We start from the raw sequence: 14,233 nt of genomic DNA, 5'->3' as shown, positions 1-14,233 counted from the left end.
CCCGGAACTCGTACAGTGTGGGCATGGGCTTGGTCAGCACCGTCGGTCTGGTTCTGCATCCCCAGCGCGACTCCAAGGAGGCCATCGACACGATCGTCGAGTGGGCGCGGGGACGGGACGGCACGGTCCTCGGGCTGCCCGACGAGGTCGGCCGCATCGACTGCAGCGCGATCGCAGTCGACACCACGACTCTGGTGAAGCGGGCCGATCTCCTCGTCAGCCTCGGCGGGGACGGCACCATGCTCCGCACGATGCGGCTGATCGAGGGCCACCCGACGCCCATCCTCGGCGTGAACCTCGGGCGGCTGGGCTTCCTCGCGGAGATCGACGTCGAAGGCCTGTCCCCCGCGCTGTCCTCGATCGACAACCACGAGTACACGGTCGAGCCCCGCATGGCCGTACAGGCGACGGCTCCGGACGGCCGGAAGATCACGGCGTTCAACGACATCGCCCTGGTGCGGATCCCGGGGGACGGCCTGTCCGCGGTGGCGGTGTCGGTCTACGGGCATCCGTTCGTCCGTTACGCGGCCGACGCGTTGATCGTGGCCACGTCGACGGGGTCCACCGCGTACAGCTTCTCCGCGGGCGGCCCGATCGTGTCCCCCAACGTCGAGGGCTTCCTCGTCGTGCCCGCCGCCGCGCACACGGCGTTCAACCGCGCCCTGGTGTTGTCGGCCGACGAGGAGGTCACGCTCGACGTGCTGCCCACCAGCGGGCAGTTGGCCATGGAGGTCGACGGCACGATCGGCGGCTACCTCTCCCCCGGCGACCGGCTCACCGTGACCGCCGTGCGCGGCGCCGCCCAGGTCGTACGGCTCGGCACAACGAACTTCTACGAACGCGCGCGGCGCAAGCTCCGCGTGAACGGCAGCGCCGAGGTCGACTAGCCAACCTTCCGTTTTGAGGGCGTTTTACCTGGTCAAAGGTTGCGGAACGGGACGCGACGCGCCCGCTCGCGGGGGTAGGACCAGCGCCATGAACTCCAAGGGACATCTCGAGCACGGCGGGCACAGCCACGAGCACTCCTCGGGGTGCGGCCACACCGCCGTGAAGCACGGTGACCACACCGACTTCGCCCACGACGGCCACCTGCACCGGGCCCACAACGGGCACTGGGACGAGTGCGAGCCGTCCGGGCACGTCGAGCACCAGCACGACCACCAGCACGGTGAGGGCTGCGGTCACGAGGCCGTACGGCACGGCGACCACATGGACTTCGTCCACGACGGTCACCGCCACGCCGCCCACAACGGGCACTGGGACGACCACTGACAGCAGGCCGCCGGCCTGGAGACGAACCCCGGGCCGGCGGCCGGCGACGCGGACGGACGCCGCGAGAGCCGTCTAGGGAGTGTCTGACACGACCTAGAGGAGGCCCTCGATCTCGGCGAGTTCCTCGGCGGACAGGGACGGGGCCCCCACCGCGGCGACGTTCTGCTCCAGTTGCGCGACGCTGCTCGCCCCGATGAGCACGGACGTCATCCGGGGGTCACGCAGGACCCAGGAAAGCGCCAGCTGGGCGAGCGTCTGGCCGCGCGTCCCGGCGATCTTGTTCAGGCCGCGGAGCGAATCCAGCAGCGCGGGCGTGAGCCGGTCACGCGTGAGGAAGCGGCCGAGGGCCATCCGGGAGCCCTCGGGGACGTTCCCGTCGAGATACCGGCCGGTCAGCAGGCCCTGAGCCAGCGGCGAGTAGGCGATGCACCCCGCGCCCGCCGTCTCCAGCGTGTCGAGGAGCCCGTCCGCCTCCGTCCACCGGTCCAGCATCGAGTAGGCCGGCTGGTGGATCAGCAGCGGCGTGCCGAGCTCCCGCAGGACGGCCGCCGCCCGGGCGGTCTGCTCGGCGGAGTAGTTCGAGATGCCCGCGTACAGCGCCTTGCCGGAGCGGACCGCGCGGTCGAGCGCCCCCATCGTCTCCTCGATCGGGGTCGAGGGGTCCGGGCGGTGGGAGTAGAAGACGTCCACGTAGTCGAGGCCCATGCGCTTCAGGGACTGGTCGAGGCTGGCGAGCATGTACTTGCGCGACCCCCACTCCCCGTACGGCCCGGCCCACATGTCATAGCCGGCCTTGGTCGAGATGAACAGCTCGTCCCGGTAGGGCAGCAGGTCGGCATGCAGGACCCGCCCGAAGTTCTCCTCCGCCGACCCGGCCGGCGGACCGTAGTTGTTGGCAAGGTCGAAATGGGTGATCCCGAGATCGAACGCACGGCGCACCACGGCGCGCTGGACGTCCAGGTTCGCGGTGTCGCCGAAGTTGTGCCACAAGCCGAGGGAGACCTCGGGCAGCAGAACGCCGCTGCGGCCACTCCGCCGGTAGGTCATGGTGTCGTAGCGGCCGGGCGCGGCGGCATAGGTCAACGGGGACATCCGGATGCCTTCTCTCTCTCCTGGTCTCTCATGCGGCGATCCCGGAATCGGACATGGACCGCGGCAGCACAACGATTCCAGATGAGCTCGCGCGACGACACAGCGACACCGGAAAGCGGACATCCACGGCGTAAGAGTCAGCGAACCCCGCGAGGGCGGAACTGGATGCTGATCCGCGGACCGGTCGGCCGGGCGGTCTTCGGGATGGCGTGCTCCCACGTGCGCTGGCAACTGCCGCCCATCACCAGGAGGTCGCCGTGGCCGACCTCGTGGCGCAGCGCGGCGCCGCCGCCGCGGGGGCGGAGCAGCAGGGCCCGGGGGGTGCCCACCGAGACGATGGCGACCATCGTGTCCTCGGAGCTCCCGCGCCCGATGGTGTCTCCATGCCAGGCCACGCTGTCACGGCCGTCGCGGTACAGGCACAGGCCCGCGGTGCGGAAGGGCTCCCCCAACTCCTGGGCGTAGTGCGCGTCGAGGGCGTCCCTCGCCTCGGCGAGCGCCGGGTCGGGAAGGGGCTCGCCCTCGCCGTAGAACTTGAGCAGCCGCGGGACGTCGACCACCCGGTCGTACATGTGCCGCCGCTCGGCACGCCAGGGCACGGCCTCGAGGAGCCGCTCGAACAGGGCGTCGGCCCCGGTGAGCCAGCCGGGCCTGACGTCCACCCAGGCCCCGTGGTCGAGGACCGTGCGCCGGACCGACGATCCGAGGAGACCGAGGCCGGTCTCCTCGGACCAGCCGAGGAGAGATCCCTGGAACGCGTCCGTCATACGGCCAGTCTACGCACATTATTCAAACAGGCATTCGATCATTGTGGATGAGGTGGCGGCTACCAGGCCACCGGGACCTCGGCGAGCCCTCCCGTGATCCGGTCGGCCCGGAGAGTCAGCCGTTCGTACGGCACCGCCAGGCGCAGCGTGGGGAACCGCTGGAAGAGCGAGCCGAACACGGCCTCCAGTTCGACCCGTGCGAGACTCGCGCCGAGGCAGTAGTGGGCGGCGTACCCGAATCCGACATGGGGCTCGGTGCCGTCACGGGTGATGTCGAACCGGTCCGGCTCGGGGTAGGCCCGCTCGTCCCTGTTGGCCGCGACGGTCGCGAGCATCACCGCGTCGCCCGCGCGGACCGTGACGCCGCCGACCTCCGCGTCCTCCCGCGCGTACCGGAGGATGCCGTGCTCGCTCGGCGCGGCCACCCGCATGATCTCCTCGACCGCCGCCGGGACCAGGGAGGGGTCGCGCAGCAGCGCGTCGCGCTGTGCGGGGTTGCGCAGGAACAGCAGCACGCCGTAGTCGATCTGGTTCACCGTCGTCTCATGGCCGGCGAACAGGAGCCCCCCGGCCATCCGGGCGATCTCGTCCTCGGGCAGGTCCGAGGCGGCGAGGTCGGAGTAGACGTCCTCGCCGGGGTCGTCCCGCTTGGCCTGGACGATCGAGTACGAGTACGCCCTCATCTCGGCCTGGGCCGCCGCCGCGCTCTCGGCGTCCTCCAGGTCGGACATGGTGTCGGCCCAGGCCCGGAACCGGTCCCTGTCCTCGTACGGCACACCGAGCAACTCGCAGATCACCTGGATGGGCAGCGGGACGGAGAACTCCTCGTGCAGGTCGAGCGGGGGGCCCTTCTCGGTCATGCGGTCCAGCAGGTCGCCGACGATGCAGCCGATCCGGTCGGACAGGTTCCGCATGCGCCGGGCGGAGAAGGCCGGCGCCAGCAGTCGCCGCATGCCCTGGTGGGCGGCGGCCTCACCGGCGTAGTCCCCGTTCGGGCCCCCGAGGAGCACGCTCTTGGACAGGCGGGGAGCCGACTCCGGCGTGGGGTGCGACCGGCCGAAACGATCGTCGGCGAAGACCTGTCTGATCTCGTCGTACCCCGTGACCAGCCAGGCCTCGTCGCCCGTCCTGGTCCGCACCTTGGCGATCGGCTGCTCCGCGCGCAGTTCGCCGAAGGCGGGTGAGATCTCCAGCGCGTCGCCGCGGTCGAACGGCAACTGCCTCAGTTCGGTCATGTCAGGATTCCCTTCAGGAAATGCCACCTCCTGACGTTCTCACCGGTTATCCGGGCGGACAAGCATCCGGGGACGTCAGCCCGCCGTCATGCTGATCCGGATCCCGACCGTCCCCTCCCGGCCTCGGCGAAGCCTGCTTCCCCTGACGGTCAGCCAGCCGACCAGGCCGTACTTCTTGATGATCAGTCCGCGCACCCGCTCGGTGTCCTCGGCGGACATCACCTCCGCCCGCCCGCCGGCGGACTCGCCGCGCACGTTGCCCCGGACGTCGCACGGCGTCACCGTCACCTCCGGGTTGTTCCGGACGCGCTTGACCTTCCCCGTGCCGGCGCCCGTCCAGATCGCCAGCGCGTCGCCGTCCGGCACCACCCAGATGGGCGTGGCGACGGGCGTCCCGTTCCGGCGGAAGGTCACGACAGATACGTATTTCTCGGCCCCGAGGTGCTCGACGATCGTCATGACGAGCACCCTACGGCGATCAGTCCCCGACGACGGACATCCCCGCGGGCAGGCCGGTGACGTCGGCACGCCCGTCGGCGCCGACGCTGACGCGGACCTCGGTTCCCGCCACCCGGAACCCCTGGACGGACACCGGCCCGAACGGCGCGCCGGCGAGCGGCCGCAGGGTCACCCGCCCTTCGGGGACGTCGGGGTAGAGGCCGAGCGCCACATGCGCGATCGTGACCGCCGCCGCGGCCGACCAGGCCTGGGGCCGGCAGGCCGCGGGGTACGGCACGGGCCGGCCCACCACCTCCCGGGTGTCGCCCGCGTAGAGCTCGGGCAACCGGTACCCGAAGGATTCGCCCGCCGCCAGCAGCCCCTCGGCCAGCGAAGCGGCCTGGGCCCCGTGGCCCGCCCGGGCCAGCCCGGCGATGACGATGGCGGTGTCGTGCGGCCAGATCGAGCCGCAGTGGTAGGACAGCGGGCTGAACCCGCCGTCCGCCGAGGACATCGTGCGCAGCCCGAACCCCTCGGCCATCGCGGGCGACGCCAGCAGCGCGGCGACGTCGGCCTCCTCCGCGGCCGAGAGGATCCCCGTGCCGAGGAGGTGGCCGATGTTGCTGGTGAGCGAGTCGACCGGCCGCTTGTCCCGGTCGAGCGCGAGAGCGGGGAACCGCCCCTGCGGGCCCTCCACCCAGAACCTGGCCCGGAACCGCTCGGCCATGGCGGCCGCGTGGTCGCGCCAGCGTGCCGCTCCCGGCCTGCCGAACGCCTCCAGCAGCGCGGCGGCGTGCCTGGCGGCCTCGTAGGCGTAGCCCTGCACCTCGGCCAGGGCGATCGGCGGCTCCGCCCGGGTGCCGTCATGGAAGCGGACGGCGTCGCCGGAGTCCTTCCAGCCCTGGTTGGCCAGGCCGCGCTCGCTGCCGTCGATGTACTCGACGAACCCGTCGCCGTCGGGGTCGGCGTGATCGCCGAGCCACCCCAGCGCGGCCTCCAGGTTCGGCAGCAGCGCCGCGACCTCGTGGTCGGGCATGCCCCAGCGCCAGGCGTCGTGCAGGAGGCTGATCCACAACGGGGTGGCGTCGATGGTGCCGTAGTAGGCGGCGGGCAACCGCAGGTTGTTGCCTTCGACGGCGAACTCGTGCCGCCGGAGCTCGTGCATGATCTTGCCGGGAGCCTCGCCGGAACCCGGGTCGAGCCGCACGCCCTGGCGGCGCGCCAGCACCCGGAGCGTGCCCCCGGCGAGCCGGGTGCCGAGCGGGAGCAACATCCGGGCCGCCCAGAGGCTGTCCCGGCCGAACAGCGTCAGAAACCAGGGCACGCCCGCGCCGAGGAACACGTCGCCGGGCGCGCCCGCCTCCGCCAGCCGTAACGACCGCAGGTCGTCCAGGGACTGGTGAAGGAGCCGCGTCAGCCGCCGATCGGCCGCGACGACCTCGGGAGCACTCCACTCGGGCTGCCCGGCGGGGGCGACCACGACGGCGGCGGGATCGTCGATCGCCACCCGCCAGCGGAGCGTCACCCGGGTGCGCGGGGCCAGCGTGATGTTCCAGCGCAGCCGGGTGGCGCCGCCCGGTTCCCCGTCGGCGGCGGTGCCCGGATCACCGGGATCCGCCTCGGCGCCCTCCCCCGTCACCACGACGCGGATGGCGCCCGACCGCCAGTGCAGCTCGCCCGGCCTCCCTGCGGAGGGCGGGGACGGCTCCGCGAGGCCGCCGGACTTGACCACCTCGATGGGGGCGAAGTCGCAGCTCAGCTCGATCGTCACGGTGGCGGCCACGTCGGCCGACGCCGTGGAGGCGATCTCCACGGTCTCGGTCATGCCCGACCGTCCGACCTCCCGGACGCGGTCCAGCCGTACGGTCGGATCGGGGTGGCGGTCGCCGAGGTGGCGGGCCAGCGACACGAAGCGGGTGCGGCCCGGGCCGGCGGGCGCGTGCGCGACCGCCTCGGGCTCCACTCCGTCGATCAGGAGCCTCACCTGCGACAGGGCCCGGCTGTCCGCGTGGAACACGCCCTGCACCCCGGCGGCGCGGATCTGCCCGTCGGGGCCGCTCAGCGCGCTGGTGGGCGCCATGACGGTGCTGACGAGGTCGTGGAGAAGCGGCTGGAGCCGGTACGGCGGCGCGGTGACGTCATCGGCCGACTCGAGTGCGTCTCCCTGCGCGAGCTCAGAGGTCGTCATGCGACGGCGCCGTCATGAATGCGGTCGTGAGCGGGGAAAGCGAGCAACGGAGGGGCCCCCTGGTCGAGTCGCCGGCCTGAAATCCGCCGAGGCATGACGAGGCATGACCTTGACAGAATCGCGCCGGAGGTGCACATTGCGAAACACTTCCTTTACTTGAACGATCCAATCATGCCTTACTTCGTCTTGAACGTTCAAACCCATGGAAAGGCGCGTTATGGCCGACAAGGTGACGATCGCCGATGTCGCTCGGGTGGCGGGCGTGTCGCGCCAGACGGTGTCCAACGTGCTGAACACCCCTGACGTCGTCCGCCAGGAGACCCGGCAGCGGGTGCTCGACGTGGTCGGAGAGCTCGGCTACCGCGTGAACCAGGCCGCCCGCCAGATGCGGACCGGCCGCTCCCGCCTGATCGCCATCCGGATCGACCCCGACCGCGACGGGATCAACGGGTCGGTCCTCGACCGGTTCCTCCACGGACTCACCGATTCGGCGGCCAGGTCGGGCTACCGGGTCCTGCTCTACACGGCCGACGACGACCGTTCGGAGGTCGCCACCTTCGAGGACCTGCTCGGGGCGTACGAACCCGACGGCTTCGTGCTGACCGGCACCCACCACCAGGACCCGCGCGCCTCGTGGCTGCTGGACAAGGGCGTGCCGTTCGTCACCTTCGGCCGCCCCTGGGGGAAGGAGGCCGAGGCGCGTCACCCCTGGGTCGACGTGGACGGTGCCGCGGGCACCGCCGCGGCCACCCGCCACCTGCTGGACGCGGGGCACACCCGCATCGGCTTCCTCGGCTGGCCGTCCCCCTCCGGAGTCGGCGACGACCGGCGTGAGGGCTGGGCCCGCACGCTCGCCGAGGCCGGGATCGACCACACGGACCTGGGCCGGGCGACGAGCGACGCGGTCGCCGACGGCGAGGCGGCGGCCCACGACCTTCTCGGCTCCGACTCCGGAGTCACCGCACTCGTCTGCGTGAGCGACTCGCTCGCGGTGGGCGCGCTCCACGCCGCGCGCTCCCCCGGCCTCGCCTGGCGAGTGGACGCCCGGCCCGATCTGCCCATCGCGGTGATCGGCTTCGACGACACGCCCGTGGCGAAGGCGGTGGGGCTGACCAGCCTCAGCCAGCCGCTCAAGGAGGCCGCGGCGAGCTGCGTCACATTGCTCGCGCGCATCCTGGAGGGGACGGAGACCGCACGCGCGTCGGCCGCGTCCCCGGCGCCCGTGCTGCTCGAGCCCTCGCTGGTCGTCCGGCAGTCGGCGTGATCCGGCGTGATCCGGCGTGATTCATCAGCAACCGTCCCCACCTCCCGAGAAAGATCAGGAAAGTGCGATGAAGCGCAGTAACGTCTCCAGGAACAGCAACATCAGGACCGCGGCGCTCGGCGCCGCCGTATGCGCCGTGGTCCTGTCGTCCGCGGCCTGTGGAAGCGGATTCGACGACAAGGGCGGCCAGCAGGCCCCGCAGTCCAGTGGCCCCGCCCAACTGCAGATCCTCATCGGCTCGTCCGGTGACGCGGAGACCGCCGCCGTCAAGGACGCCGCGGCGAAGTGGGCCTCGGCGAACGGCGCCACCGCGACGGTGACCCCCGCGCAGGACCTCGCCCAGCAGCTCGGCCAGGCCTTCGCCGGGAGCAGCCCGCCCGACGTCTTCTACGTGGACGCCTCCCGCTTCGCCGACTACGCGAGCGTCGGGGCGCTGGAGCCGTACGCCGACAAGATCTCCAACCCGGACGACTTCTACCCGAGCCTGCGGACGGCCTTCACCCACGACGGCACGTTCTATTGCGCGCCGAAGGACTTCTCGACCCTCGCGCTGGTCATCAACCAGGACCTGTGGGCCAAGGCCAAGCTGACCGACGCCGACGTGCCGACCACCTGGGACCAGCTGACGGCGGTCAGCAAGAAGCTCAAGGCGGCCGACGTCACGCCGATCACGATCGGGGACACCCGGGACCGGGTCGGCGCGTTCATGGTCGAGGCGGGCGGCTGGATCACCACCCCGGACGGCAAGCAGGCCACCGCCGACTCTCCGGAGAACGTCGCCGCGCTCGACTACGTCCAGTCGCTGCTGAAGGACAAGCTCGCCCAGTACCCCAAGGCGCTCGACTCGGGCTGGGGCGGGGAGGCCTTCGGCAAGGGCAAGGCCGCGATGACCATCGAGGGCAACTGGATCAAGGGTGCGCTCCAGGCCGACTTCCCCGACGTGAAGTACACGGTGCACGAGCTGCCCGCCGGGCCCAAGGGCAAGGGCACGCTGTCGTTCACCAACTGCTGGGGCATCTCGTCCAAGAGCAAGTACAAGCAGCAGGCGATCAGCTTCGTCGAGGCGATGACCACGGCCGACCAGCAGATGGCCTTCGCCCGGGCGTTCGGCGTCATGCCCTCGCGGCAGTCCGCCAAGGACGCCTACGTCAAGGAGTTCCCCAACGACGCCCCGTTCGTGAACGGCGTCGACTACGCCCAGGGGCCGGTCAACGCTCCCAAGATGGACAGCGTCCTGGCCGACTTCGACAGCGGCATCCAGCAGCTCTCCTCGACGGCGCCCAAGACGCTGCTGGAGCGCGTGCAGAAGAACACCCAGGCCGCCCTCGGCTGACCCGACCCCTGACCTGAGCACATCGTGGACGTCCCGGCTCCCGCTTCACGGCGGGGCCGGGCCGTACCGACCGGAAGGAGGCGGACGTGGCCGGCACCACGATCCCCGCACGCCGCGGGCGGTTCCGCGGCTCCACCGCAATGCGGGACAACCTCGCGGGCTGGCTGTTCGTCGCACCCGTCGTGATCATCCTCGGCCTGTTCATGCTGCTGCCGATCCTGATGGCGCTGTGGGTGAGCCTCACGGACTGGAACGGCCAGGGCAGCCCGTTCCGCAGCGGCGTGCCCTTCGTCGGGACCGGCAACTACACCCGGCTGTTCACCGAAGACGGCCTGGCCCGCCAGGACTTCATGACGAGCATCCGCAACAACATCTACTACGTCGCGATCGTGGTGCCGGCGCAGACGGTGCTGGCGCTCGGCCTCGCCGTGATCGTGAACAGCAGGATGCTGAAGGGCAAGACGTTCTTCCGGGCGGCGTTCTTCTTCCCGTCGGTGACCAGTTCGGTGGCCATCAGCGTCGTCTTCCTGTTCATCTTCGCCAACTCGGGCGCGGTGACCAGCCTGCTCGGGGTGTTCGGGATCGACGGCCCGGACTGGTTCTCCGACTCCCGCGGCATACTCCACCTGCTGCTCGGCGCCGTCGGTCTCGTCGACCCGTCGGCTCCCCCGGCGGCCCTCACCAGCGGCGGGCCGTTCGGGCTGTCGTGGTGGGAGTGGCTGTCGGGCCCCAGCGTGGCGATGACCACGATCATCATGCTCGTCGTGTGGACCACGTCCGGCACGTTCATGCTGATGTTCCTGGCCGCCCTGCAGGACATCCCGGTGACACTGGAGGAGGCGAGCATGCTCGACGGCGCCGGCCGGTGGCAGCGCTTCCGCTACGTGACCCTGCCGATGCTCAAGCCGACACTCTTCCTCGTGCTCACGCTCGGGCTGATCTCGACCTGGCAGGTGTTCGACCAGATCTATGTGATGAGCCAGGGCAAACCGTCGAAGACGACGCTCACCCCGGCGTTCCTCTCCTACCAGACCGCCTTCCGGAGCTTCGACTACGGCTCGGGCACGGCGATCTCGTTCGTTCTCTTCATGATCATCGTGGTGATGACGCTGATCCAGCGGTGGATCATGCGGGAGCGGAACGGCGGCTCACGCCCCCGCCGTCACGCACACACGCCGGCCCATGCATCGGCCCACGCATCGGCCCGCACGTCGGCCCGGACGGGGAGGTCCTGAGATGGCGACAGTCAAGAGCGCGGGCAAGGGCCCCGGGGGGTCGGAGGCCGCTCGTTCCCTGGTGTCCGTATTCACCGGCTACTGCGTCCTGATCTTCTTCGCGCTCGTCTTCCTCTACCCGTTCGTCATCCAGATCGGCAACTCCTTCAAGACCGAGCCGGACGCGGCCGCCCACCCGCTGTCGCCGTTCCCCGACCCGTTCTCCACGAGCGGCTACGAGAAGGCGTTCCTCAACACCGACCTGCCGCTCTGGCTCGGCAACTCGCTGCTGGTCACCGTCATCGTCACGCTCGGCAGGGTCCTGCTCGACTCCATGGCGGGCTACGCGCTCGCCCGGCTGCGCTTCCGCGGGCGGCGTGCGCTGTTCTCCGCGATCATCGCGGTGATGGCCGTCCCCGGCGTGGTGTTGTTCATCCCGAAGTTCCTCGTGCTGAACCAGCTCGGGCTCTACGACAGCTACACCGCGCTGATCCTGCCGGTGATCGTGGACGCGGCCGGCGTCTTCATCATGAAACAGTTCTTCGAGTCGATCCCGGTGAGCGTGGAGGAGGCCGCGCGCATCGACGGCGCCGGGGTCTTCCGCACGTTCTGGTCGGTCGTGCTGCCGATGGCACGCCCCGCTCTGATCACGCTGACGATCATCTCCTTCCAGGGCACGTGGAACGAGTTCCCGCACACCCTGGTGGCGGTGCAGAGCCCCGAGCTGTTCACGTTGCCGCGCGGCCTCGCCGACCTGGTCAGCGGCTCGCTCGGCACGGGCACGCAGTATCCGCTCAAGCTCGGCGCGGCCCTGATGGCCACCGTCCCCGTGGCGCTCATCTTCGTCGTGTTCCAGCGCTACTTCGTCCGCGGGGCCAACGAGGGCTCGGACAAGGGCTGACGGGCTGACTGCTGGGCGGCGTGAGCACGGTGAGCACGCCCGCGCGGTGCGCACGGCCGGCACGGCGGGCACGGTGCGCACGGCGGGCACGGCCGGCACGGCGGGCATGTCCGGAAATATGCATTGACGTATGGACTTGTTGCGTAGTCAGAAATACAGTCTTGCTGCGCGGGTGTGATCGATCGGCAATCACCTCGCTACCGGCGCGCGATGTTCACGGCATCTGACCTGGCGCGCCGAGCTCCACCGGGAGACGCCCCCGTCGGCAAGGCCCGCTCCCGTATGGCGTGGCACTCGGCGATGCCCGCCGTCCCGTCCTCCGGCAAGCCCGGAACGGCGGGCCTGTGACCCCCCACCCCCGAACGGAGCCTCTTTTGAGAAGGTGTCTCCTCGGCGTGCTGACGGCCGTGTCGCTCGTCGCCGCCGCGCTCATCGCCCTGCCGACGGCCGCACTCGCCGCGGCCCTGCCGCGCACCGGATGGACGGCCACCGCGTCCGCCACCGGCGGCGGCGACGTCCCCGCGAGGATGCTCGACGGCAACGCCTCCACCCGATGGTCCACCGGCGTGCCGATGTCGAGCGGCCAGTCGGTCACGATCGACATGCACGCGTCGCAGACCGTCGACCAGATCACCATGGACTCGGCCGGCAGCACCACCGACTACGCCCGCGGCTACCAGGTCTTCCTGTCCGCCGACGGGGCCAACTGGGGCGGCGCGGTGGCCACCGGCACCGGTACCGCACCCCTGATCAGCGTGTCCTTCACCGCTCGCTCCGCCCGCTACATCAGAGTCGTGCAGACCGGCAGCACCAGCTGGTGGTGGTCGATCGCCGAGTTCAACGCGTACAACTCCGGACCGCAGCAGCCCCCGGGGCTGTCGGCGAACGTGCACCTGTTCTACTACCCGTGGTACGGCAGCCCGGCCGTCAACGGCAGCTACCGCCACTGGCAGCAGGGCGGCCACAACCCGCCCGCCGACATCGGCGCGAACCTCTATCCCAAGCTGGGCGCCTACGACTCCGGCGACCTCACGCGCGTGGTGAGTCAGCAGATGGCCTGGGTCAAGCAGTCCGGCGCCGGCGTCATCGTCTACAGCTGGTGGGGACAGGGGTCGTACGAGGACCAACTCGCCGCGGGAGTGCTGAACGTCGCCGCGCAGAACGGCATCAAGGTCGCCTGGCACCTCGAGCCCTACACGGGCCGCACCGCCGCGTCGACGGTCGCCGACATCAACTACATCAACTCCAGGTACGGCCCCAGCCCCGCGTTCTACCGCGACATCCGGCACGGCAATCGGCCGGCGTTCTACGTGTTCGAAAGCCTCAGGATCACCGATTGGACGGCGCTCGACCAGGTCAGGGCGTCCGCCATCGTGCTCGCACAGACCACCGACACCTCGAAGGTCGCGCACTTCGGCGGCATGTACACCTACGACGGCATCGCCGGGGCCACCGCCCCCGGCTGGCAGAACGCCGCCGCGTACTGCAAGGCCAACGGGCTCGTGTGGGCGCCTTCCGTGGCTCCCGGCTATATCGACGACCGGGCGAACCCCGGCAACACCACTCCGACCCTCGGCCGCGCCAACGGCTCGACGTACGACACCGAGTGGAGCAACGCCATCGCCACGTCGCCCTCGTGGGTCTCGGTCACCTCGTTCAACGAGTGGCACGAGGGCTCGGTGATCGAGCCTGCCGCCTCGAACCCGCCGGCGGGCTTCGGTTACGAGACGTTCCAGGGCGCGTACGGGACGACGGGCACCGCGTCAGAGACGGCCTACCTGGACCGCACGCGTTACTGGATCGGCCGGTTCCCCGGCGCCTGATCGGGTGGTCCGTCGACTGGGCCCGTTGCCCAGCGCTCGTAGTTCGAGATCTACCTTGTAGTTCGAGATCTACGCGGAAAGACCCTGACAGCTCGGCCGGATCCGTGTGGCGGGATCCACGGGGCCAGATTCGCGGGGCCGGATTCGCGTGGCCAGATCCGCGTGGCCAGATCCGCGTGGCCAGATCCGCGCGGTCAGATCCGCGTGGTTCGACCGGTTCCCCGGCTGCCCAGCTCGATGCCGCGGCAGCCGGGGATTCGCGCATTTTCCGGGATCGCCCTGTGCGCCCTCAGCCGGCTTGTCCCAGCCCTGTCGCCCCAGCCCTCACGCCCCAGCCCTCACGCCCAGCCCTGACGTCCCAGCCCGGTCGTTCAGCCTGCTTCTCCCAACCCGGTTGTTCAGGCCAGTCGTTCAGCCCGGTTTGTCCAGCCTGCCGAACCACAGGCCCGCTCGCATGGCCAGGAGCTCCCGGCATCCATCGTGGGGTCGGCCATCGCGGGTCGACCGCGGCGAGTCGACCACGGCGAGTTGACCACGGACGAGCCGTTCGCTCCCAGCTTAGAAATTGTGTTCGATATTTGTAGCGACCCGACTACTCAACGTGAGACCATTCAAACAGACATTCGATGTAGATGTATGAAGGGAGGGCCACCGTGGCCGATTCTCGCGGGCGACGTCGCCCCCTTTCATCCATCGGTTCCGAAGT

General features: G+C 70.4%; 13 protein-coding genes. 8 read left to right on the top strand and 5 right to left on the bottom strand.

The features are described 5' to 3' along the window. The first annotated feature begins 23 nt into the window (after positions 1-23). Together Psi02_RS05570 and Psi02_RS05565 are read left to right on the top strand one after the other, a co-directional pair. Positions 24-887, top strand: coding sequence for an NAD(+)/NADH kinase (locus Psi02_RS05570; RefSeq protein ID WP_203972359.1), 864 nt, complete (start codon positions 24-26; stop codon positions 885-887). A gap of 88 nt (positions 888-975) precedes the next feature. Next, positions 976-1,272, top strand: a complete 297-nt coding sequence (locus tag Psi02_RS05565) for a threonine dehydratase (RefSeq protein ID WP_203972358.1) — start codon at positions 976-978, stop codon at positions 1,270-1,272. Between the two features lie 93 nt (positions 1,273-1,365). Here Psi02_RS05565 and mgrA read toward each other — a convergent pair whose 3' ends face one another. The 5 genes from mgrA to Psi02_RS05540 all read right to left on the bottom strand — a co-directional run bounded on the left by mgrA (position 1,366) and on the right by Psi02_RS05540 (position 6,992). After that, positions 1,366-2,364, bottom strand: a complete 999-nt coding sequence (gene mgrA / locus Psi02_RS05560; protein WP_425564471.1) for an L-glyceraldehyde 3-phosphate reductase — start codon at positions 2,362-2,364, stop codon at positions 1,366-1,368. Between the two features lie 137 nt (positions 2,365-2,501). Then, positions 2,502-3,131 (bottom strand): alpha-ketoglutarate-dependent dioxygenase AlkB, encoded by a 630-nt coding sequence (locus Psi02_RS05555; protein WP_203972357.1) that lies wholly within the window; start codon positions 3,129-3,131, stop codon positions 2,502-2,504. Positions 3,132-3,190: 59 nt separating this feature from the next. Further along, entirely contained in the window at positions 3,191-4,366 is a 1,176-nt protein-coding gene (locus tag Psi02_RS05550; RefSeq protein ID WP_203972356.1) for a cytochrome P450, read from the bottom strand. Positions 4,367-4,441: 75 nt separating this feature from the next. Further along, positions 4,442-4,825, bottom strand: coding sequence for a PPOX class F420-dependent oxidoreductase (locus tag Psi02_RS05545; RefSeq protein ID WP_203972355.1), 384 nt, complete (start codon positions 4,823-4,825; stop codon positions 4,442-4,444). A gap of 19 nt (positions 4,826-4,844) precedes the next feature. Next, on the bottom strand, positions 4,845-6,992 hold the full coding sequence (locus tag Psi02_RS05540) for an amylo-alpha-1,6-glucosidase (protein WP_203972354.1): 2,148 nt from the start codon (positions 6,990-6,992) through the stop codon (positions 4,845-4,847). Between the two features lie 202 nt (positions 6,993-7,194). Between Psi02_RS05540 and Psi02_RS05535 the strand changes: the two genes are divergently transcribed. The 6 genes from Psi02_RS05535 (at position 7,195) to Psi02_RS05510 (ending at position 13,527) form a co-directional block, all read left to right on the top strand. After that, positions 7,195-8,256: a LacI family DNA-binding transcriptional regulator gene (locus Psi02_RS05535; RefSeq protein WP_203952869.1), complete on the top strand. Its 1,062-nt coding sequence runs from the start codon at positions 7,195-7,197 to the stop codon at positions 8,254-8,256. A 67-nt stretch (positions 8,257-8,323) separates the two neighbouring features. Further along, the gene (locus tag Psi02_RS05530) at positions 8,324-9,589 is read left to right on the top strand and encodes a sugar ABC transporter substrate-binding protein (protein ID WP_203972353.1); all 1,266 of its coding nucleotides are present in this window, start codon (positions 8,324-8,326) and stop codon (positions 9,587-9,589) included. Between the two features lie 86 nt (positions 9,590-9,675). Beyond that, complete coding sequence (locus Psi02_RS05525; protein WP_239094631.1) at positions 9,676-10,824, top strand: carbohydrate ABC transporter permease; 1,149 nt, start codon at positions 9,676-9,678, stop codon at positions 10,822-10,824. Between the two features lies 1 nt (position 10,825). After that, positions 10,826-11,704: a carbohydrate ABC transporter permease gene (locus Psi02_RS05520; RefSeq protein WP_203972352.1), complete on the top strand. Its 879-nt coding sequence runs from the start codon at positions 10,826-10,828 to the stop codon at positions 11,702-11,704. Between the two features lie 210 nt (positions 11,705-11,914). Next, entirely contained in the window at positions 11,915-12,052 is a 138-nt protein-coding gene (locus tag Psi02_RS05515; RefSeq protein WP_203972351.1) for a hypothetical protein, read from the top strand. Between the two features lie 26 nt (positions 12,053-12,078). Next, complete coding sequence (locus Psi02_RS05510) at positions 12,079-13,527, top strand: discoidin domain-containing protein (protein ID WP_203972350.1); 1,449 nt, start codon at positions 12,079-12,081, stop codon at positions 13,525-13,527. Positions 13,528-14,233 lie beyond the last annotated feature (706 nt).

Source organism: Planotetraspora silvatica (assembly GCF_016863315.1).
Taxonomy (GTDB): Bacteria; Actinomycetota; Actinomycetes; order Streptosporangiales; family Streptosporangiaceae; genus Planotetraspora; species Planotetraspora silvatica.
This window is presented reverse-complemented; position numbering and strand designations above follow the sequence as displayed.

What these genes read in the sequence shown, in the direction of transcription:
- Psi02_RS05570 (WP_203972359.1), top strand. Translation starts at nt 24, where the DNA reads ATGGGCTTGGTCAGCACCGTCGGTCTGGTTCTGCATCCCCAGCGCGAC.
- Psi02_RS05565 (WP_203972358.1), top strand. Translation starts at nt 976, where the DNA reads ATGAACTCCAAGGGACATCTCGAGCACGGCGGGCACAGCCACGAGCAC.
- mgrA (WP_425564471.1), bottom strand. Translation starts at nt 2,364, where the DNA reads ATGTCCCCGTTGACCTATGCCGCCGCGCCCGGCCGCTACGACACCATG.
- Psi02_RS05555 (WP_203972357.1), bottom strand. Translation starts at nt 3,131, where the DNA reads ATGACGGACGCGTTCCAGGGATCTCTCCTCGGCTGGTCCGAGGAGACC.
- Psi02_RS05550 (WP_203972356.1), bottom strand. Translation starts at nt 4,366, where the DNA reads ATGACCGAACTGAGGCAGTTGCCGTTCGACCGCGGCGACGCGCTGGAG.
- Psi02_RS05545 (WP_203972355.1), bottom strand. Translation starts at nt 4,825, where the DNA reads ATGACGATCGTCGAGCACCTCGGGGCCGAGAAATACGTATCTGTCGTG.
- Psi02_RS05540 (WP_203972354.1), bottom strand. Translation starts at nt 6,992, where the DNA reads ATGACGACCTCTGAGCTCGCGCAGGGAGACGCACTCGAGTCGGCCGAT.
- Psi02_RS05535 (WP_203952869.1), top strand. Translation starts at nt 7,195, where the DNA reads ATGGAAAGGCGCGTTATGGCCGACAAGGTGACGATCGCCGATGTCGCT.
- Psi02_RS05530 (WP_203972353.1), top strand. Translation starts at nt 8,324, where the DNA reads ATGAAGCGCAGTAACGTCTCCAGGAACAGCAACATCAGGACCGCGGCG.
- Psi02_RS05520 (WP_203972352.1), top strand. Translation starts at nt 10,826, where the DNA reads ATGGCGACAGTCAAGAGCGCGGGCAAGGGCCCCGGGGGGTCGGAGGCC.
- Psi02_RS05515 (WP_203972351.1), top strand. Translation starts at nt 11,915, where the DNA reads ATGTTCACGGCATCTGACCTGGCGCGCCGAGCTCCACCGGGAGACGCC.